Source organism: Kurthia zopfii, from assembly GCF_003143955.1.
Classification (GTDB): Bacteria; Bacillota; Bacilli; order Bacillales_A; family Planococcaceae; genus Kurthia; species Kurthia zopfii.
Map to the genome: position 1 here is coordinate 41,519 of NZ_QFVS01000011.1, position 20,499 is coordinate 62,017.

General features: G+C 37.6%; 15 protein-coding genes. 7 read left to right on the plus strand and 8 right to left on the minus strand.

All coding sequences use genetic code 11. The features are described 5' to 3' along the window. Positions 1-39: 39 nt before the first annotated feature. Both DF281_RS05965 and hutI read right to left on the minus strand, forming a co-directional pair. Positions 40-771, minus strand: a complete 732-nt coding sequence (locus DF281_RS05965) for an alpha/beta hydrolase (RefSeq protein WP_166636088.1) — start codon at positions 769-771, stop codon at positions 40-42. 73 nt (positions 772-844) lie between these two features. Further along, a complete protein-coding gene (gene hutI / locus DF281_RS05970; RefSeq protein ID WP_109349341.1) occupies positions 845-2,095 on the minus strand; it encodes an imidazolonepropionase in 1,251 nt (416 codons plus the stop codon). A gap of 273 nt (positions 2,096-2,368) precedes the next feature. On the opposite strand from hutI, the gene hutH reads away from it, so the two are divergent. The 3 genes from hutH to DF281_RS05985 all read left to right on the plus strand — a co-directional run bounded on the left by hutH (position 2,369) and on the right by DF281_RS05985 (position 5,069). After that, the gene (hutH, locus tag DF281_RS05975) at positions 2,369-3,850 is read left to right on the plus strand and encodes a histidine ammonia-lyase (protein ID WP_109349342.1); all 1,482 of its coding nucleotides are present in this window, start codon (positions 2,369-2,371) and stop codon (positions 3,848-3,850) included. Positions 3,851-4,005: 155 nt separating this feature from the next. Beyond that, positions 4,006-4,434 (plus strand): HEAT repeat domain-containing protein, encoded by a 429-nt coding sequence (locus tag DF281_RS05980; RefSeq protein ID WP_109349343.1) that lies wholly within the window; start codon positions 4,006-4,008, stop codon positions 4,432-4,434. Positions 4,435-4,652: 218 nt separating this feature from the next. Then, a complete protein-coding gene (locus DF281_RS05985; protein ID WP_109349344.1) occupies positions 4,653-5,069 on the plus strand; it encodes a stress protein in 417 nt (138 codons plus the stop codon). Positions 5,070-5,124: 55 nt separating this feature from the next. On the opposite strand, the gene DF281_RS05990 is transcribed toward DF281_RS05985, so the two are convergent. After that, positions 5,125-5,424 carry a DNA-binding protein gene (locus DF281_RS05990; protein ID WP_109349345.1) on the minus strand — a complete coding sequence of 100 codons (300 nt, stop codon included), beginning with the start codon at positions 5,422-5,424 and terminating at the stop codon, positions 5,125-5,127. A 350-nt stretch (positions 5,425-5,774) separates the two neighbouring features. Between DF281_RS05990 and DF281_RS05995 the strand changes: the two genes are divergently transcribed. The 3 genes from DF281_RS05995 (at position 5,775) to DF281_RS06005 (ending at position 8,651) form a co-directional block, all read left to right on the plus strand. Continuing rightward, on the plus strand, positions 5,775-6,209 hold the full coding sequence (locus tag DF281_RS05995; RefSeq protein WP_109349346.1) for a DEAD/DEAH box helicase family protein: 435 nt from the start codon (positions 5,775-5,777) through the stop codon (positions 6,207-6,209). After that, positions 6,202-8,157, plus strand: a complete 1,956-nt coding sequence (locus DF281_RS06000) for a pLS20_p028 family conjugation system transmembrane protein (RefSeq protein ID WP_109349347.1) — start codon at positions 6,202-6,204, stop codon at positions 8,155-8,157. The genes DF281_RS05995 and DF281_RS06000 overlap by 8 nt, the downstream gene beginning before the upstream one ends. A 182-nt stretch (positions 8,158-8,339) precedes the next feature. After that, on the plus strand, positions 8,340-8,651 hold the full coding sequence (locus DF281_RS06005; protein WP_133538373.1) for a hypothetical protein: 312 nt from the start codon (positions 8,340-8,342) through the stop codon (positions 8,649-8,651). A 93-nt stretch (positions 8,652-8,744) separates the two neighbouring features. Here the strand turns inward: DF281_RS06005 and DF281_RS06010 are convergent, their stop codons facing one another. Then, positions 8,745-10,466: a hypothetical protein gene (locus DF281_RS06010; RefSeq protein ID WP_109349349.1), complete on the minus strand. Its 1,722-nt coding sequence runs from the start codon at positions 10,464-10,466 to the stop codon at positions 8,745-8,747. Positions 10,467-10,574: 108 nt separating this feature from the next. Here DF281_RS06010 and DF281_RS06015 point away from each other — a divergent pair, with 108 nt between their 5' ends. Further along, complete coding sequence (locus tag DF281_RS06015; protein ID WP_109349350.1) at positions 10,575-12,023, plus strand: zinc-ribbon domain-containing protein; 1,449 nt, start codon at positions 10,575-10,577, stop codon at positions 12,021-12,023. A gap of 313 nt (positions 12,024-12,336) precedes the next feature. Here the strand turns inward: DF281_RS06015 and DF281_RS06020 are convergent, their stop codons facing one another. From DF281_RS06020 to DF281_RS06035, 4 genes are all read right to left on the minus strand, one after another. After that, positions 12,337-14,346 (minus strand): RNA-directed DNA polymerase, encoded by a 2,010-nt coding sequence (locus tag DF281_RS06020; RefSeq protein ID WP_166636089.1) that lies wholly within the window; start codon positions 14,344-14,346, stop codon positions 12,337-12,339. A gap of 180 nt (positions 14,347-14,526) precedes the next feature. Further along, positions 14,527-17,628, minus strand: coding sequence for a type I restriction endonuclease subunit R (locus DF281_RS06025; RefSeq protein WP_109349352.1), 3,102 nt, complete (start codon positions 17,626-17,628; stop codon positions 14,527-14,529). Next, positions 17,612-18,919 (minus strand): restriction endonuclease subunit S, encoded by a 1,308-nt coding sequence (locus DF281_RS06030; protein WP_109349353.1) that lies wholly within the window; start codon positions 18,917-18,919, stop codon positions 17,612-17,614. Before DF281_RS06030 ends, DF281_RS06025 begins: the two co-directional genes overlap by 17 nt. After that, the gene (locus DF281_RS06035; RefSeq protein ID WP_109349354.1) at positions 18,909-20,429 is read right to left on the minus strand and encodes a class I SAM-dependent DNA methyltransferase; all 1,521 of its coding nucleotides are present in this window, start codon (positions 20,427-20,429) and stop codon (positions 18,909-18,911) included. The genes DF281_RS06030 and DF281_RS06035 overlap by 11 nt, the downstream gene beginning before the upstream one ends. Positions 20,430-20,499: the final 70 nt, after the last annotated feature.

A 20,499-nucleotide genomic window follows, 5' to 3' on the forward strand; every position in this document is an offset into this window, starting at 1 on the left:
TGCAATCGCACACTCCCTCCTCTTTTATTGTTCATCAACTTAGTCAAATTTCTTAAGCCATTTAGCGATTTGATTCACGATTCGATTTTGCTGTTCTAAATTCGTAATCGTTGCTTTGCCATCATCCGCTTGTTCACCATACATACCAAATCCAGAATGATTTCCACCTTGTAGTTCATGTAAAATCGCTGTTGTAGACAGTAATTCCTGATCTGCTAAAACATCCTTAGGTGGTGTGACACGATCACGATCTGCATAAATCGATAATGTTTGAAGTGTGCCATTACTGAAATCAACATTGTCAGATGGATACGATGCTAGTAATAATAAGCCGACTATTTTCTCCGGATGGTTGGCCGCAAACTCTGCTGCCGTTACCCCACCAAGTGAATGCCCACCAATAACCCACTGCGTGATTTTCGGATTTTTATCCATCATTTCCTGTGCAATATTCGTATCGAAAATCGCCATATTCAATGTCATTTTCGGAATGGCTACATAATAACCTTCCAATGAAAGTTGCTTCGCTAAATAACCGTAAGCAATCGGCTCAACTTTTGCTCCTGGGTATAAAATTATGCCTAATTTCGCATTTTCTTTCTGCTCAAATTCATACCAGCCATCTTGCTCAGTGTAATCATTTTTTGTAACTAATTGATGTAATTCATCAGTTGCTTTATATGTTTGCTGAGACCAAATATAGAATCCAAGAGCAGCCGTTATCGTAATGCCTAATAAGACAAAAATCGTTATTTTCGTAGATTTTTTCACAGCTGCTCCCCCTGTCGTTCTTCCTATATTCAGTTTATCAAATATTCCCTATATTATACAATCTTAATAGCTTCTAAATAACTTTTTTACCATTTTTCCATACAGATTGAACATGATTGACGCCGAATAAATATTGCAGTTCTTGGTAGGACTTCACATCCCACATTACGATGTCTGCTTTCTTCCCTTTTTCTAAAGAACCGACCGTATCTTGGCGGTTAATCGCACATGCCGCATTGTACGTAGCCGCTGTTAATGCTTCTGCTGGTGTTAATCGCATAGAAATACAAGCTAAGTTCATAACTAGTGGCATCGATACCGTTGGAGAAGAGCCAGGATTGCAATCTGTCGAAATCGCAACAGCTACGCCAGCATCAATCATTTTGCGCCCTTGTGCTGCTTCTTCACGTAAATAAAGTGCAGTAGCAGGTAATAGACAAGCGATTACGCCCGCTTCTGCCATCGCTTGAATGCCCTCATCCGAAGCTTTCAATAAATGTTCTGCCGAGATTGCGCCTACTTTTGCTGCTAACTCTGCTCCACCGTATGACACAATTTCATCAGCATGAATTTTCGGTGTAAGGCCTAATTTTTTTCCTGCTTCAAGAATTCGTTCAGATTGCTCAGGTGTATAAACATCCTTCTCACAAAAAACATCATTGAATTCAGCTAATCCTTCCTCAGCAATCACTGGTAGCATCTCTTGAATGATGATGTCGACGAACTCACCTTCACGCCCTTTATACTCAGTTGGTACTGCATGAGCGCCCATGAATGTTGGCACGAGATCAATCGCATGACTTTGTTGTAATTTCTTCATGACACGTAGTTGCTTCAATTCTGTTTCGAGATCCATGCCGTATCCACTTTTACCTTCCACAGTCGTCACACCATGTTTTAAAAATGAATCAAGACGTTTAATCGTTTGATCGAAAAGCTCGTCTTCTGAAGCTTCACGTGTCATTCGCATCGTCGCGTGAATGCCACCGCCTGCATTCATAATATCCATATAACTCTTACCTTGAAGACGCATTTCAAATTCCTTTTCTCTACTGCCGCCATATGCTACATGCGTGTGCGGATCCACTAAACCAGGCGTTACGAGACGGCCATGTGCATTGACGACCATCGCTTCCTGTATGTCTGCAGCATATTCTTCCTTCAATTGTTCAGTCGTTCCTACCGCTAAAATGACACCGCTTCTAAAAAGAATCGCACCATCTTCAATTATATTTAAATCAGACATTGCCTGCCCTTTTTTAGCACCTGTTCCTTCGTTCGCTATTGTCGCAAGTTGCCCGATATGTTTAATAAATGTTTTCATGTTCAAAATCCTCCCCCACGCTACATTCTATTTTTCATCTACCATCATTATGACAATAAAAATTTTAATTTTCTAGTAATTTTATGTATTTTCGAGAATTTTACTTCTATTCTAATGTATTAATTCGTTAAAGCGAACGACACTTTTGCCTGTTAATACATAGAATTACTACCATACTAATGTACTAATTATTTCCAAAATTTGATTGACTCACCATCTTGAAAGCCCTTACAATTATTGTACTATTCATGAACTTACAGAGGAGGATTACAGATGATTACATTAACAGGTCATTCACTTACAATCGCACAACTTGAACAAATTTGCCTACACGGAGAAAAGGTTGAGATTTCATCCGAAGCCTTGAATGCAGTTCGCAAAAGTAGATTGGCTGTAGAAGAAATTGTTTCAAATAAAAAGACTGTTTATGGTATTACGACAGGTTTCGGGAAATTCAGTGATGTCTTAATCGAACGACAAGATGTTGAGAAATTACAAATCAATTTAATCCGCTCTCATGCTTGTGGTGTTGGCGAGGCATTCCCAGAACGCGTATCACGTGCGATGATTCTTCTTCGTCTAAACGCTTTAATTAAAGGATTTTCAGGTGTTCGTGAGGAGTTAGTGCAACTTCTTGCTACATTGTTAAACGAAGGCGTTCACCCAGTCATTCCACAACAAGGCTCACTTGGTGCTTCAGGTGACTTGGCTCCCCTTTCACATTTAGCTTTAGTATTAGTTGGTGAAGGCTATGTACATGGTGACAATGGTGAAAAAGTTGCAGCTGCACAGGTTTTAGCTGCTAAAGGCATTACACCAGTTACACTTCAGGCGAAGGAAGGTCTTGCGTTAATTAACGGTACACAAGCAATGACGGCAATGGGTGCGATCGACTATATCGAAGCTGAGAAAATTGCTTTCGATGCTGAAAAAATTGCGGCATTAACTTTCCAAGGTTTAGAAGGTATTACCGATGTATTCATTCCTGAAATTCATGAAGCACGTGGCTATCCACAACAATTAGCTGTTGCCAATCGTATGACAGCGATTTTAGAAGGTAGTCAATTAACGACAAGACAAGGTGAGAAGCGTGTGCAAGATGCCTACTCACTACGTTGTATTCCTCAAGTACATGGTGCAAGTTGGCAAGTGCTTGACTATGTGAAAGAAAAATTAGAAATCGAAATGAATGCGGCAACAGATAATCCACTTATTTTCCATGATGGTGAAATCGTCGTATCAGGTGGTAACTTCCATGGACAACCGATCGCTGTTGCGATGGATTTCTTAAAGATCGGTATGGCTGAATTAGCGAATATTTCGGAACGTCGTATTGAGCGTTTAGTAAATCCTCAGTTGAATGATTTACCTGCATTCCTATGTAATCAACCTGGTTTAGAATCTGGCGCGATGATTATGCAATATGCGGCAGCTGCGCTCGTTTCTGAAAATAAAACTTTAGCACATCCAGCAAGTGTTGATTCAATTCCATCTTCAGCAAACCAAGAAGATCATGTGAGTATGGGAACAATTGCTTCTCGTCATGCACATCAAATCATTCAAAATGTTCGTCGTGTTCTAGCGATTGAAGCCATTTGTTCATTGCAAGCAGTTGATTTCCGAGGTGCGGATTTATTATCACCTGCTTCAAGTGAGTTTTATAATGAGCTTCGTAAAATTGTGCCTTATATCGAGCATGACCGCGTATTCTCCGAAGATATTGAGCGTTTAAATACGTATTTAATGCCTCAATAATATAGATAAGCTTCACAATGTTTCCGGACATTTGTGAGGCTATTTATTTGTCTAATAATCTGAAAAATCGCTATTTATCTCGAAAAATCGTATAATTGATTTAGCAGAAGAAGAATTGATTTTTTTCCTCTAGTTCAAAAAAGAGGTGCAATACATTGAAAAACTTTAAAACAGAATTACCAGAGCAATACGAAACACTTAAGAAACAAGCGAATTACACATCTAGCTGGCGCGATCGTTTAGATGCAGTTGAAGCTTTATCTGAATACAAGCACGAGAAAGTTATAGATTTACTTCAAAACCGTATGAATAATGATACGGTGAATAAAGTTCAATTAGCTGCATTCAGAGCGCTAGAAGCTTTTGGTGAAGATGTTCAAAAACCACAACATGCTCGTTTTGAAATTATCAAAGGTACTGATAAAATTCTAAAACGCGTGAAAAAAAGCTTACCAAAAGACCACACTGTTGCTGATTTCGCAGATAAATTAAAGCGTATGCGTTTAGACGTATATGACGCTTACGAAGGCGAAAAAGGCGCGAAATTCATGGAATGGCTTGAAGAACGCTGGACAAAACTTTAATACAGAAAAGCCCATATGAGAAATCATATGGGCTTTTTTTGTTTACGTTGTGGCTTCGAAAAACGCTTTCCGCTCCTTCACTTTTCATTTTCACCTACATGATTATAACTTCATTATTTTTTCTTAAAAATCAAATTAATAGCAAAATGATCATTTTCATATTATGTACTTGCCACTTATTTTCCAATAAAATGAAATTAAAAGGAGTGTCAAAAATAATGAAAAAGTATTCACTATTAATTATTTCAGTATTAGCTTTACTACTTGCTGCTTGTAGCAGTGATGCCACATCATCGCTTAAAACAGCCGATATCATTAAAGTATTTAAAGATGACGGATTAGAAATTGGCGAAACATCTGAATTAGAGAAAAAAGAGTTCGGTAATACGCGCGAAGAAGGTATTCGAATTTTAATTCCTTCACTTGGAGAAGATGCTGGTGGACGTTTATTCAAATTCAAAAATAAAAAAGATTTAGAAAAAGCAAAATCATATTACGATGAATTAGGAAAAGAAGCACCTATGTTTTATTCCCATACTCATGCTAATGGAAATTTCCTATTGCAAATGAATGGCGACATGAAAGATCAAGATTTTGAAAAATATACATCTTCATTAGATAAAGCATTAAAATAATCAATTCACTTCTACAATAAGAAACGCAGAAGCTTTTATAAGCTCCTACGTTTTTTTAATTCCCTAACTGGCTCAACCACTCACGTAACCTCGCTTTAGGGTAGTAGACTTGACCGTTAATCATAATATGAGGAATATCAGGATATTCTTTCGTTAAATGCTTCACATCTTCTTTTGAAATCCCCATAAAGTAATGAACGTGATTTTCTTTAATTAATTCATTGTCATCTTCATCATTCAATAAATCACTGAACGCATCTTTGCCTTCAGGATTTTTAAAATTCTTAAGTCCATTTCCAATAAAATAACCTGCGGCTGCAATACCAAGCCCTACAAAAATTAAATCAAATTCCATCTCTTTCACTCCTTTCTAACAAATTTTCGATTCCATCATAACATGAAAAGCATTCGTTATTTCTGAAGTTAAAAACGCGAAAATAAAAAATAAGCCAGCGAATACATAATTCGCTGGCTAATTAATTCAAGATGGGATGATTACATCATTCCGCCCATAAGCTTGCCACTAAAATCCTCTAAAACAACTACTAAGAAACCCTATCAAATCAACATTTCACAGAAAATCGACTAATGATCCTAAATGATGAATCATTCTTTTATGACCAAAAAAATGACCGTGTGTGTGACCACAGTTTTCTAGAAAGGAACATGTGAACTCAAACTCAAACTGTTTAGGAGGAAAATCGTATGAAGTTGATTAAATCAGCTTTTATAGCATGCAGTATAGCACTTCTTACGGCTGGTTGTAGCTCAAATAGTGGACTCACAATAGCTACCACTGATGATGTACAGCAGATGATAGATGACCAACAAACAGGTTTTGTTGTCATTACGAATGAAATTGACGCTCCATTCCTAGATGAAATAGAGAAAGCATTACTAGAAAAAAAGGAAACATCCCTGCAATTCAATGTCTTTCGCAATAACGGTAAGAACCAGAATTCTGATGGCTTAAGCAAAAATCCATTCCGTTCTGAAATGTCACATGTAAATACACTGTACTATGTGAAGGGCGGACAAACCTATGGAGAATACGATTTAGAAACCTTTGAAGGACTACGCCAACAAGAGGAATTGGGACACTTTATCAATTCCATGACTGGAGGTGAAGCTAATGAGTAACGAGGAAATCGCTCGTAAGTTGGAGGAGTTTCAAGAGTACCTCAGTATTTCCAACATCTTCACGGACATCGTGCGTTGGCTTGGTTGGATATTCGTCAAAGGGTTCGCTTGGATTGTCGATATGCTCGAAAGCGTGACCGATGATATTCTGTTAGTGAAAAGCTTTTACAACAATCCTGAAATTGTAGCTTTTGTCAGTTCAGTCAAACCATTTTTATACATTCTACTCGCCTTTTCATTGCTTTATACTGGCTACTTATTGATATTCCAGAAGAAATTCAACCGTGAAGGCATTGCCATTAACCTCTTCATAGCCCTAATGGTTATTCTTGCTCTGAATACTGGAATGGACAAGGCTGATGAATTTACAGACGCAGCCATAGATGCAGTAAAGGTAGACTCTCTCTATCCAAACGATGATTCAACGTTAAGTGGATCAATTATTCAAAGGAACATTATCGATCTCACCGAGGTCGATAAAAATAATTGGTCTTCCACTGAATTGGAAATACCAAACAGTATGCCGCCTAGTAAGGTGGCGAATATCAATATTAGAGAAAAATACGGTAAAGACACCGAAGGCATTTCAAATGAAGGAAAAGATTTATCCAAGCACTTGCTTTCTTTTAACAACGTTGGTGAATATCGTGCTGAAAAGCTTGATCAATCAGGCTTGGAATGGAATAACGAATATTATTTTCGTTACTCCGTTAACTGGTTCACAATTTTTGTCACACTAAGCGTAATTGCCTTTACGCTATTCTCTATCTCACTAAAACTAGCAAAGCTATTCTTTGAATTGACATTCAACTATATCTTGGCGTTACTAATAGCACCTGCAGATATCCATGACGGACAGAAAACAAAAAAGGTCATTCAGTCTATCTTGAATACATTCTTTGCAACAATCCTCATATTCCTATCTATGAAGGTGTACATGATTGGAACGGTTTACTTGGAAGAAAAGCTAGACAACTTCCCTTACCTGATAGCTCTGATTGCTTTCTCTTTGGCAGTTGTCGATGGGCCGAATATAGTTGAACGCTTATTCGGCATTGATGCAGGTCTAAAAAACGGCTGGGGTGTTCTTGCCGGAGCATATGCAGGCAGTAAATTAGCTTCGGGTGCTGGGAAAGGGTTAGGTAGTATGGTGAAAGGATTGTCAGGGAAAGGCTCACAAAGCAAAAACGGAAAACCGCGTATGGCAAATCCGTTGAGTAATGCAAAGCCTGCCTCCCCTAATGATACGAAAAAAGATGAAGAGGAAAAGAGACCAGATCAAGAAAAGACAGCTCACTCACAAGACTATCAAAGTGAAGTAGCAACGAATTTAATTGGAGACCATTCAACTCCTGAACATGCTAAAGAATCCAAAGGAATTGCGTCAAGGTTAGAATCAGAACAACCTTACGGCACGGATAAGAAGCAAAGAATAGCCCCTTCTCCCAATGACATAGATAGAAATCCTACGTCACGCCAACACTCGGGCAGTGCGGTTGAGGGTTATTCACCTGTAGTAGTATCTCAAAACGATAACCTAGCTAATCCAACTACAGATAGAAACGCAAAAATAAATCTTTCTGCCAGAACAAATACAACCAACCAAACTCAACCTGTAAATAAGCAAGAAATGAGCCATCCAACGAGCACCCAAGACTCGTCGAGCAATAAATATGCTCAGACGCATCAAAGTTCCAGCACTAATAGAGATCTTGAAGTAGTAAATGAAGCCGAGCCAAACACTGGAACTTCAAGGACAAGCCAGGCACAAGTATCAAGTACTCATATGGAATCCAATCAGCAACACATACAACATACCGAACAAGCGGACTTACAAACAACGCAGCAGGTTAATCAAAGCTCAACAATGAAAGATACAACATATGAAACAATGCCTAGTAAGCTCAGGCCAAATGCTTACCCAATTCCAAAAAGGCCAAGAGCATAAAGCATTCGATTAAAAATGAAAGCTGCTGTCCTTTTTTTCTAGTAACTCTTTTGAATTCCTATCAGAAAGGATGAACAATTATGAGCAATAAACATCAATTCCGCGCAAGAGTCAGAAACGTAAATTATGATTACTTGGAAAATTATCAAATTGTTAACAATCACAGCAACATAGGAGAAGCCTTGGACGCCATCTTGGAAGAACACAAGGAATTAAACAAGAATCACTGGAACCTTCAATACATTGCGCAAACAGTTGCTCATACAGTGAATGAACGCATTTCAACTGAGTTGAATCGAGTGCGGCTAGGAACGAACAATACCGACCGAAATACGCAAATATTGATTGAGTTACTGCAGGGATTCATGCAGCTAAGAAATGTAGAACATATTCCGACAATCGATCTATACAAACCAGAATTCCTTATCCATGCTGAAAACACCGTGAAAGAACGAATTGCACATCAGAAGCAACGAAAACATAGCAGACAATGAGCAGGTTTTCAATCTAATTCACAGGAGAATAGATCCATTCCATAAAGTAAAATGGATCTATTTTTAGATTACTACTTGTTCGTACTAAATATCTCATGGCTTTGTATTGTCTGGATGTAGCCATTCTAAAATCCCCTCTATAGGTCTGCTTAAATGCTTAGAGGTGATAGAGTATTCAATATTTACATTTTCCTTTGTTTGAATTAGTAGAAATGTTGGAAATGCCATGTTTTGAGAAGGGTTTAATGATTTAAATTTGTACTGTATAATGTCTTGGTTACCTTCTCGGAAATGCTCATAATTAAAAAGTGATTCTAAATGTTCAACGAAGTCTTCATCTGTGTAATTAATATTATCATAGGGTAATCGCAATTTTTTTTGAACCGGTAACCTAAAAGAGGTGCCCTCATATTCCATTACCCTATGATCCCTAGCAGGGATCAGGAGATCATTGAATACATAATCTTCATGGATAAATTCCTCTATAAACGTTACAAAAGGAGATTTCATCTTTTTTGGTGTCACTACCTGCGCAGTGTTTGGAAACTTTAATGTCACTTGTATTTCTTTATCGTCTATTCCTCCTGTGTTTTTCAGGATGACAGGTAGAGGATAGCATGTGTTTAAGTAAACTGTATATTCATCCAAAAGTTGATAGCTTAATAAGTGTCCATGAGCATTCTCTATGGCATAATATTTTTCCTTTTCATCTTCTGTTCCCCTCGGAAAATTTCTTGGGGGTCCAAACATTACTACGGTATCTATTGCTCTTTTTTCAAGACCACCAAAGTGAAGATCTTCATCATGTAATTCTATGCCAAGAATACTTTTGCTTAACTCTTTTAATTCTAAAGCGTCTTCTTCTGATAACTTCACCTTAATATAGCCATTGAGAGATGGTATTGATTTTAACAATCCTTCCAGTTTTTCATTAATACCGGCATTCATTAAATCAACAGGAGATTTGGTTTTGTCAGTTTCAACTGTATTTGTCTCTACAGGTAGTGTAGGTGGTAGCTTTATCGTCTTTGCTGTTTTCAATAATTTTATTGCATCATTACGATGCTTATTAAGCAAAGGCGTGTTATGCAAGTGAATGCCTAACATTTTGTCACTTTCTTTCACTCTGTCCTTTTCATAGAAGGCTAACGACAGTTTAGGAATATGATTAATAATAGGAGTTACTCCGTATTCTTCACTATCGATATGTTTATCAACTAATTTTGTAAATAAACTTTTTGGCATCTGTCTTCCTTGAAGTGAAAATGTAAAAAGTTCATTGACTATCACACTACAGAGTGTCTTAATGTTTTCAAGTTTTGCCTCTTTTCCATTACGTGATAAATATTCTTGCATACGAATATAAGAGAGTGCTTGTAATGGTTCAAAATCAAAATTTTGCTTTTTCACTGCTACTTTAGTAAGTTCACTCTCGACTTCCTTTAACTTATTATCTTCTTCAACTTTTAAACGCCCACCATGCAAATCAGATATCCATTTATCTGCATTACGATCAGTAGTTCCAATTAAAAAAAGAGTATAGGTGATTGGTAAATTAAACATTCCGTAAGCTTTTCGAGCATCTTTCACCAATGAATGCACCCAATTTATCACACTACCTCTTTCGAAATTATTAATGCTGGATTTTACTTGTACAGCCTGAATAGAGTCTTTAAACACCCATTCGATATCTACTTTATCTTCATTAGTAGACGGTTCTATTCCAATGCTCTCCCATAAATCATTTTCTACGCTATCTAATAATCCAGCTAACACTTGATAATAATACCCACGAATTCCCGAACTTCCACTCATTGTGTTCTTCCCTTTCCATACAATATATGTTTATTTAATTTTATCATGGGTTACAAAGTTAATTGCAACTTGTTTTAAATATCTGTTTCAATAACGGAGGAATATATTTTGAAAAAATCATTTGCAACTGAGTATCCTCACCTATTAATGGAGTGGGATAATAAGAAAAACGGCAATCTATCCCCTTATGACGTACCCCCAAAGGGTCGAAAAGTAGTGTGGTGGAAATGCAAGGTAGGGCATAGTTATCCAGCTCAGCTTTCACATAAGTCAGCCGGGAAACAATGTTCAGAATGTCGTTTATTAGAAAACTCAATAGAACTCAAAACACCTGAAGTATTGCAATACTGGGATTATGAAAAGAACATCGATCCACCTACTCGTGTATCATATGGTTCTAACTCTACTTTTCATTGGAAGTGCGAAAACGGACACAGTTTCCTAGCACGAGTTAAAGCTATGACTAGAAATATTGGTAAAGGATGTCCTTATTGCAGAGGGTTGCGTGTGGATCATACTAACTCATTAGCAGGCTTATACCCTAGTATTGCAGATGAATGGGTTAGCTGCGTAGATGATCCCGAACTCACTCCCGACACAATTGCAGCTGGAAGCAACAAACAAGTGAAATGGAGATGTAGAAAAGGTCATGATTGGAACACTACTCCAAAACATCGAACAACGGGGCAGACCGGCTGTAAAAAGTGTAGAACAGGACGACGAATATCAAAGCAAGCTGTAACTTTATTCTTTTATTTGAGACAGAGTTTTGATGATGTGATATTAGAATATCCTTTAAAAGGTTCTCGCATGGCACTCGATCTATTTATTCCATCTCAAAAAATTGCAATAGAATATGACGGGGGCATTTTCCACCGCAATGCGAACCGTGATATCAGAAAAGAGAAATGGTTACTAGAAAAAATGCCTGATGTGACAATGATCAGATTAAGAGAGCCCAATTGTGATTCATATTCTTCACCGAATTCTAAAGTAATCACATTTTATCTTAGTGATCAAAAGAAAGAAACATTTGCACGGTGCATTGAACAACTCTTCCAAGATACTTTTCATATTAACATGAATGTTGATTTGGAGAAGGATAATATAAAGGTGCTCCAATTAATGGATAGAACGGAAGTAGAAAATTCGCTTGGCGAGAAATTTCCTGAGTTAGCAAAAGAGTGGGATACAGAAAAAAACAGCGATCTAACACCTTACCAATTTCGAGCAGCTAGCCATGAAAAAGTTCATTGGAAGTGCAAAAAAAATCATTCTTGGCCAGCAACAATTGCAAGTCGAAGCCATGGCAAAAACAATTGTCCTGAATGCGGTTCACGGAAACTAGGCGATGACAATAATTTAGCTGTGAAATTTCCAAACGTTGCAAAGGAATGGCATCCAACCAAAAATAAGAAAGGTCCTGAAAAATATTTTCCAGCCGGTCACTTTTTGGTTTGGTGGCGCTGCTCTGACTGCCAATATGATTGGGAAGCATTAATTTATAATCGAACTTCAAATGGTTCTAGATGCCCTAACTGTTTATATTTAAAATAAGTACGAGCACTCGACAAGTTCGGGTACTCGTTCTTTTTTGTGATTTACAGGTAGAACACGTAGAAGAGCATAAGGAGAAATTGTCCCCACTTGCTGTGTGGAATCAGGCAAAGCCTGATATTTGGATGGGGTCATTATTTTAAAAACCGTCACACAAACGTGACAGCTAAATGATTAAAAGTCACAGTTGTGTGACAAACTCTTCTAATTTGATAACACCGAAGCACTAGGCTTTGCCTGATCTATTACTGAACGTGGTCGCAGTATCACCTTATACTTTTTTCTTCTCAAGCGTTATTAAAATTTACCTCCCCTAGTATCCTTCATCCCCTAGATAAGTACTTATATTCTTATCTTTTTTGAAGTTAGTATCAATGCCTTGTATCAACCAAGCATTATTTTTATAAATTGTATTTTTCATTTTTGAATGTAATTTGAGAATTTCCTCTGGCGTAGTTTCTCCTTCGGATATTTCCGTTTCATCTTTGCTTTCTTCTGCTTCAATTTCTCCTTCAGATATTTCCGTTTCGTCTTTGCTTTCTTCTGCTTCAGTTTCTCCTTCAGATATTTCCGTTTCATCTTTGCTTTCTTCTGCTTCAGTTTCTCCTTCAGATATTTCCGTTTCATCTTTGCTTTCTTCTGCTTCAGTTTCTCCTTCAGATATTTCCGTTTCGTCTTTGCTTTCTTCTGCTTCAGCTTCTCCTTTAGGTATTTCCGTTTCATCTTTGCTTTCTTCTGCTTCAGTTTCTCCTTCAGATATTTCCGTTTCATCTTTGCTTTCCACCGTAGAAGAAACTATCATCATATCTCTTAGTTCATACAAGCTGACTTCATCTTGCAAAAACGATACATCATTTTGATAAAGTATCTTAAAAAATGAATCTTCTAAAACGTAATCCGGGTTACTATATGGTCTTAACCAGCCTTGTTTAAACGCTTCATATGCAAATAACCAATTCGATCCATAAAGCTCTTCTTTATTTAAATACCTTTTATATTTATTGAAATTCAAATTACCTTCTAATAATCCCTTATTGCTTAATATCATTGTCAATATACATGTAATAGAATCTTCTGCATTTAACAATAGATTTGTAACCTCTTTACTTAACGAAATCTCAATTCTTTTAGAATAGACTAGTGCCCAACAAACCTCGAAATGATTTTCTTGATGAATATTAAGCTTAATTAGCTTTTCTAAGAACTCCTTAAATCTTTCCTGATTAATTTGATAATTTTTGATGATATACAACTCAATTATTTCTAATACTACTGGTAACGTACTATGATCAGAAAAAGCAGAGTGTAACAATAATGATTCAAAAATATCCCAGTTTTCTTCGAATATTATCTCTGATCTAACTTTCTTAAGAGCATACTGTAAGACTCCCTTATCTTGTGAACTATGCTTGAAACTAAATGCTCTGCTGAAATAGGAATTTAAATCACTTCTCTGTCCTAGAACTGTTTTTCTGAAAAAGTATCTAGAAAAGTATTGCTTCCATTCTGGTTCAAATGCTACTGGTGCTTTAATAATTTTTGTTTTTATTGGATTTAACTCGAGTTGATATGTATTTACTACTTTATGAATCTTTGATAAAGCTTCTTTAGCTACTTCTTCAGTATCAAAATAGTACTCTATGTCGTCTGTGTATCTAAAACCTGGCACTTCACTATCTATTAACTCTTTAAAATCAACATCGATCGCAGTTGCTACAATCTCTGATATAACCTGCGAAGTAGCCGGTCCAATTGGAATTCCAAAGGTTTGACCATCCTGCATAAATTGAATTCTAGAGTCTATTTTATTTCCTAAAAGGCTTTTCTTATTTAAATTCTTCTTAATATAATCTTTAGTGTGATAAGCCCACGGAATAACGTGTGTGTATATTGTAGGATAAAAACGAGAAATATCAGTTTGTAATATATAATTTTTATTATGTAGATATCTCATTCTAATATTCATTTTCTCTTTAATATTAATTTTAGATTCTATAGCTATATTTTCTTCAGTGCTTACCACTGGCGTAGTCATAGAAATATTAGATTGTCTAAAAAAAACTTGTAATTGCTCCCAGTTTTCACTTATTAACTTGCATAATAATATTTGATGTAGAGGTGAAGGTATGCTAATTAATCGTCTAAAACCTTCACCATTAGGTATAGTAAAATGAATAGGCTTTGCCCATATTGACTTTTCTTTATTAGTTAAACTGTCGAATTGTATTTTGTCTAAGACTTTTGCCAAGCTTTCTGTCTGAAATTCTGACGGAATTTCTTTAGCCAGGTAACCAAACGCAACCATTTTTTGTTCGAAATTCATAATAAAACCTCCCATCAGCGCAAATATAATATCCAATAAAAAATATTCAATAAATATCTTTGCTCTATATTTTGAATTACATGCTTTTCATTTAAAATTTTGAGTATACACAAACATTCACAACTACTTAATCAGCCATGAATGTTTATAATGTGTAATCTCTTCAGTTAAGAAACCATTTTAACTTGACACATTCCCAGCCATCAACTCAGCCTGCTTCACCACAGTCTCTACCGCAAACTTCTGTAAATCAGGTGGATACCCATACTTCTTCAACAGCCTACGTACTGTAATCCTCATCTTCGCACGTGCCGACTCTCTCAAGTTCCAATCAATACTCATGTTCTCTTTAATCGCTTTAGTCAACTCATGTGCGATGACTTTCAAAATATCATCACCCAGCACTTGTTCAGCAGTATCATGTGAAGCTAGAGCGTCATAGAACGCTACTTCTTCTTTGATCAGTCCGCTGTTTTCACCAGCTTTATAGGAGTCGTTCATTTCCTTAGCTAGTTCAATCAGTTCCTCGATTACTTTGGAAGTTTCAATTGCACGCTTGTTATATTTGTTAATTGCAGCATTTAACATGTCCGTGAATTTCTTCGCTTTTACTAGATTTGTTTTCTGAACATTTTTCACTTTTCCTTGAAGCAAGCGATTCAGCAACTCGACTGCTAGATTCTTCTGTGGCAGTGCTTTAACTTCATCTAAAAATTGATCAGAGAGTATCGAGATATCTGGATTTTCAATTCCTAACGAATCATAGATATCCACTACTTCTTCCGAGATCACAGACTTAGAAATTAATTGGTTCAGCTGCGCATCGATTTGTGAGGATGTTTTCTTTTCACCATCTGTTGGAATTAGTTTAATAAGACCTGCTTTAACTGCTTTGAAGAAGCCAATTTCCGCATTTAGTTCTTGTGCTTCTGGTTCTGTTGCACAGAGGGCAAATGCTTTCGCTAGCTCAGTAACCACTTGCATGAAACGTTTCTTTTTTTCTTCTCCTAGACCAATCACAAAGTCCATCGTTTCCGTGATGGCTTTCATACGAACAGAAGGTTTATCTGAATGGAATGAATCATAATTATGCTGATACAGCATGTCCTGAATGACTTCAAATTTCTCTAGCATCAAGTCGACAGCTACAGTCGTATCGATTCCTGTGTTTTCACGGTCGCTGTCCGTATATTGCTTCAAGGCTTCTTTTAAGCTGTCTGCAATTCCGATATAGTCGACGATCAAACCACCAGGCTTGTCACGAAAAACTCGGTTTACGCGTGCGATCGCCTGCATGAGGTTATGGCCCCGCATCGGCTTATCAATATACATCGTACTCATGGAAGGCACGTCAAAACCGGTCAGCCACATATCGCGTACAATGACGAGTTTCAGTTCATCGGCATTATCTTTCATCCGACGAGCTAAATAATCACGACGTTTTTTATTTCCTATAAATGGTTGCCAATGTTCTGGATCACTCGAAGTTCCCGTCATAACGATTTTAATAACGCCTTTACTATCCTCGTTTGAATGCCATTCCGGTCGAAGTGCAATGATTGCTTGATAAAGGTCAATCGCGATTCTACGACTCATGACAACAAGCATCCCTTTTCCGAACATCGCTTCTTGGCGAGATTCAAAGTGAGTCACAACATCTTGCGCTAATCGTCTAATACGTTGTTCTGCTCCAGCTAACGCCTCAAGACGTGACCATTTTGATTTCAAACGTTCACGATCTGACTGTTCCTGGTATTCTGTTATTTCATCGTACTCTCCGTCTAAATCAAGCCCTTCTGGTAGATTAAGCGGAATAATTCTGCTCTCATAAAAGATCTTAACGGTTGCCCCGTCTTCTACAGCTTGCGTCATATCATAGATATCGATGTAATGCCCAAAGACAGCAGGCGTATTTTTATCTGCTGATTCTACCGGAGTTCCAGTAAAACCAACAAAAGATGCGTTTGGCAATGCATCTCGCATATACTTTGCATAGCCATACTTTGTAAACACATCTTTCTCATCTTGTTGAACTTGGGCACTGAACCCGTACTGTGTACGGTGTGCTTCATCGGCCATTACGATGACGTTACGACGTGTTGTGAGCGCTCCCATTTCGTTGCTTCCATCCTCGGGAGAGAACTTCTGCATAGTTGTGAAGATGATACCACCTGATTCAACTGACAATAGCTTCTTTAAGTCACTTCTACTTTCGGCTTGCTTAGGTGATTGTCTAAGTAAGTCACTTGAAATAGAGAACGTATTGAACAACTGATCATCCAAATCATTACGATCTGTCAGTACGACAATCGTGGGGTTATTCATAGCCAATACAAGCTTCCCTGTGTAAAATACCATGGAGAGACTTTTCCCTGAACCTTGTGTATGCCAAATAACACCGATTTTACGGTCGCCACTTTCTGACGCAGCACGCTTCGCTTCTTCGACTGCCTTATTAACCGCATAATACTGATGATAAGCAGCAAGTATTTTAACCGTCTTTTCACCATCTGTTTGGAATACTATAAAGTGACGCATCAGATCGAGCAATACAGCCGGCTGGAACATCCCTTGAATCAGAACTTCCAGCTGCGGCATAGAAGAAGGCGCCATTGTTTCGCCATCTGCCGTACGCCACATCATGAAGCGTTCTTCGTCAGCCGTAAGGGAACCTGCTCTTGCATTGACACCGTCACTGGTTACTAAGAAAGCATTGAATTGAAATAACGAAGGGATTGTTTGTTTATACGTTTGCAACTGATGATACGCTTCTGATATACCTACCGCTTCATTTGTAGAGTCTTTCAACTCAATGACAACGACAGGAAGTCCATTGACGAAGACAACAACATCTGGTCGCTTATTACTGTTTCCTTCAATGACAGTAAACTGATTCACCGCTAAAAAGTCATTGGACGATGGATTTTCAAAATCAAACAACCATAGCTTTTCTACTGTATTTCGTCCATCTTCTGTGCGAACTTCCACATCGATTCCATCCGTTACATACTTCTGAAAGACCTGATTACTTACAATTAAGTTCGGTGATTGCACCATCGTCACTTGTTGAACAGCGCGCTGTATGGTTGTAACCGTTGCTTTAGGGTTAATGCGCTGGAGAGCACTCCCAAGACGCTCGTTCAGAACCACGTCTGCATAGTGATCTCGTTCAGGATAGTCACCATCAGCGGCTATTTCCGGACCATTCTTAATTTCATATCCTAAACTCTCAAGCCATTCAAGAGAGGCTTGCTCCAATTCATCCTCATGAAATTGGTACATCTTCTGTCACCTCGGTTTCTTCTGGAAGTTCGATTTCTCCTGAAAGGAGTTTTGGAAGGAGAATATCACGCAGGTCATTTAAAACTTCATTTTGACTGTTACAACCATCAATCTGCTCAAATATCTTTACAAACATATTTCGATTACTAATTAAAAAACTATCGTCAGGCATTACTATTTCATATTTAGAAAAGGAATCTTTTCTAAAAAACTCTCTTGCACTACCACTTCTCCAATTTTCAGTGGCTATAATAACTTCCTTCAAGTAAAAGTAAAGAATTGTATTTGAAAGTTTATCGTTTTTACTTCTAAATCGCCACATGTTTTGATTTTGTAATGATGGTAGATTTCTAGACAAAACTAAGCCCAATTTACCAATTGTTGAACCCACCATAACTAAGAGAGAATCAAATCTTTTTAATTGCTGTTTTTGGTACTTGTCATCACTATAGAATGCTTGAGGAAGGTATTTCAGATCATCATTATTTATAATCATGCCTGCTGAGTTGATATTTAACGTTCTAAGTACTTTTATTCCATCCTTCACATAGTCTTTACTTTTAAAAGCAAAACCGTTTTGTATCTCTGTTACATCTCCTAGTTTTTCGATGGTCCAGTTTGCCGGTATCATCCCCAACTCACTCTCCACCATTTCCCCACCACTCGATTTGTAGGGATCTCCGTTTTCATTCGGAAATTCAAAATCGACAAACCAACGTTTGAAAAGCGTTTGGGCGAGTTGTTCAAGGTTTGAAATAATGATTTCATTACTTTCTAATTTATGATTAATAGCTTTTATGAGGTCAACTATTTTATTCTGTACATCTAAAGAAGGGAACCTAACTGGATATAGTTTAAAATCTTTTAATACCACTCTTGGAATTGCAGATCCGGACAAATAACCTTGCTTTAATTCGCCTTTAGTAGATTCCATTCCTAGGTAGTACATCAAATAATACGGATTTATAATATTTTTCTTCGGACGTAATATTGCAATAGAAGACAATAATACTACTTCCATTGGTTCGCGAAAGACGAAACAATACTCTAAGCAAGAATTTCCGTCTTTTGCTATTAGAACATCGTCTTTCATTGGCTTACAACCATTCTTAACCAACTTTGTATAATCTTCCTCTGCAATTAATTTCACATTTGAATAATCAAAATCTAATGCCTTCATATCTTTAACCGAAAGCATTGGATAACCATTGGTGCTGGCCTTGGGACTAGAATGTGATCCATCCGTAATAACAGAACAAATGTCATCTAACTTTAACGTTTTAAACTCCATACCCAATTTCCTCCAACGCTTTACGGATTTGGTCTTCTAGCTCTTTTGATTTCACAAATTGCTCAGAGAGTTCGCTCGTCAATCGTGTCATTTTATCTTCAAATGGTTCATCATCTTCTTCTACAGCTTCTAACCCAACATAGCGACCAGGCGTAAGGATATACTCATGCTGACGAACTTCTTCTAACTGTGCTGATTTGCAGAAGCCATCGATATTTTCATACGGTTCTTCATTCATCCCTTGCCATGCGTGATAAACATCAGCGATTCTCTTAATATCCTCATCCGAAAACTCTTTTAATGTACGTGTTGACATATGACCAATTTTTCGTGCATCAATGAATAGGATTTCACCTTTTCGCTCACGTTTTCCATTACGTCCTTTGTTGTTCGTAACAAACCATAGACATACAGGAATTTGAGTAGAGTAAAACAACTGCCCAGGCAATGTAACAATACATTCAACAAGATCGTTTTCGATTAAGTTTTTACGAATTTCCAATTCAGATGTTGTACTTGTCGACATTGATCCATTCGCAAGTACAAAACCCGCTGTGCCTGAAGGTGCCAATTTAGAAACCATGTGCTGAATCCACGCATAGTTTGCATTTCCAGTTGGTGGTGTGCCGAATTTCCAGCGTACGTCCTCTTGCAGCTTCTCACCGCCCCAGTCACTGATGTTGAAGGGAGGGTTAGCTAAGATATAGTCTGCTTTCAATCCTTTATGAAGATCATTATGGAACGTATCTGCATTGTGTTCGCCTAGGTTCGCATCAATTCCACGAATAGCTAAGTTCATTTGTGCCAATTTCCATGTCGTTGGATTGGACTCTTGTCCATAAATTGCGATATCCCCAAGACGTCCTTGATGGCCTTCGACAAACTTTTCACTTTGGACGAACATACCGCCCGATCCACAGCACGGGTCATAAACACGACCTTTGTAAGGCTGTAACATCTCAACCAGCAATTTAACAACAGACATTGGCGTGTAGAACTCTCCCCCGCCTTTTCCTTCTGCACTTGCAAACTTTGAAAGGAAATATTCATAAACACGACCTAACATATCTTTCGAACGGCTTTCTTTGTCTCCTACCCTGAAAGAGAACAAATCGATTGTTTCTCCCAAGCGAGTTTTATCCAAAGCTGGACGTGCATAATCTTTCGGTAAAACACCTCGTAACGATTCGTTCTCCTTTTCAATCGCAATCATTGCGTTATCAATGATCTGACCAATCTCTGGCTTCTTTGAGTTTTCGTTGATGAAAGTCCAGCGTGCTTCAGTTGGAACCCAGAACACGTTCTCCGCAAGATATTCATCCGGATCTTCTGGATCTGCCCATTCGTCATTCTGTAGTTCTAAAAACTTCTCTTCAAACGAATCAGAAACATATTTTAAAAATAGTAAACCTAGTACAACATTTTTATATTCTGATGCATCCATGCTGCCACGCAGCTTGTCTGCCATTAGCCATAACTTTTCCTCAAAACCGATATCTGCTGTAGACATTCATTTCGCCTTCTTTCAATGTGTTTAATACATTTTTAATCTGATTAACTAAGTCAACTTTCCTATCCTA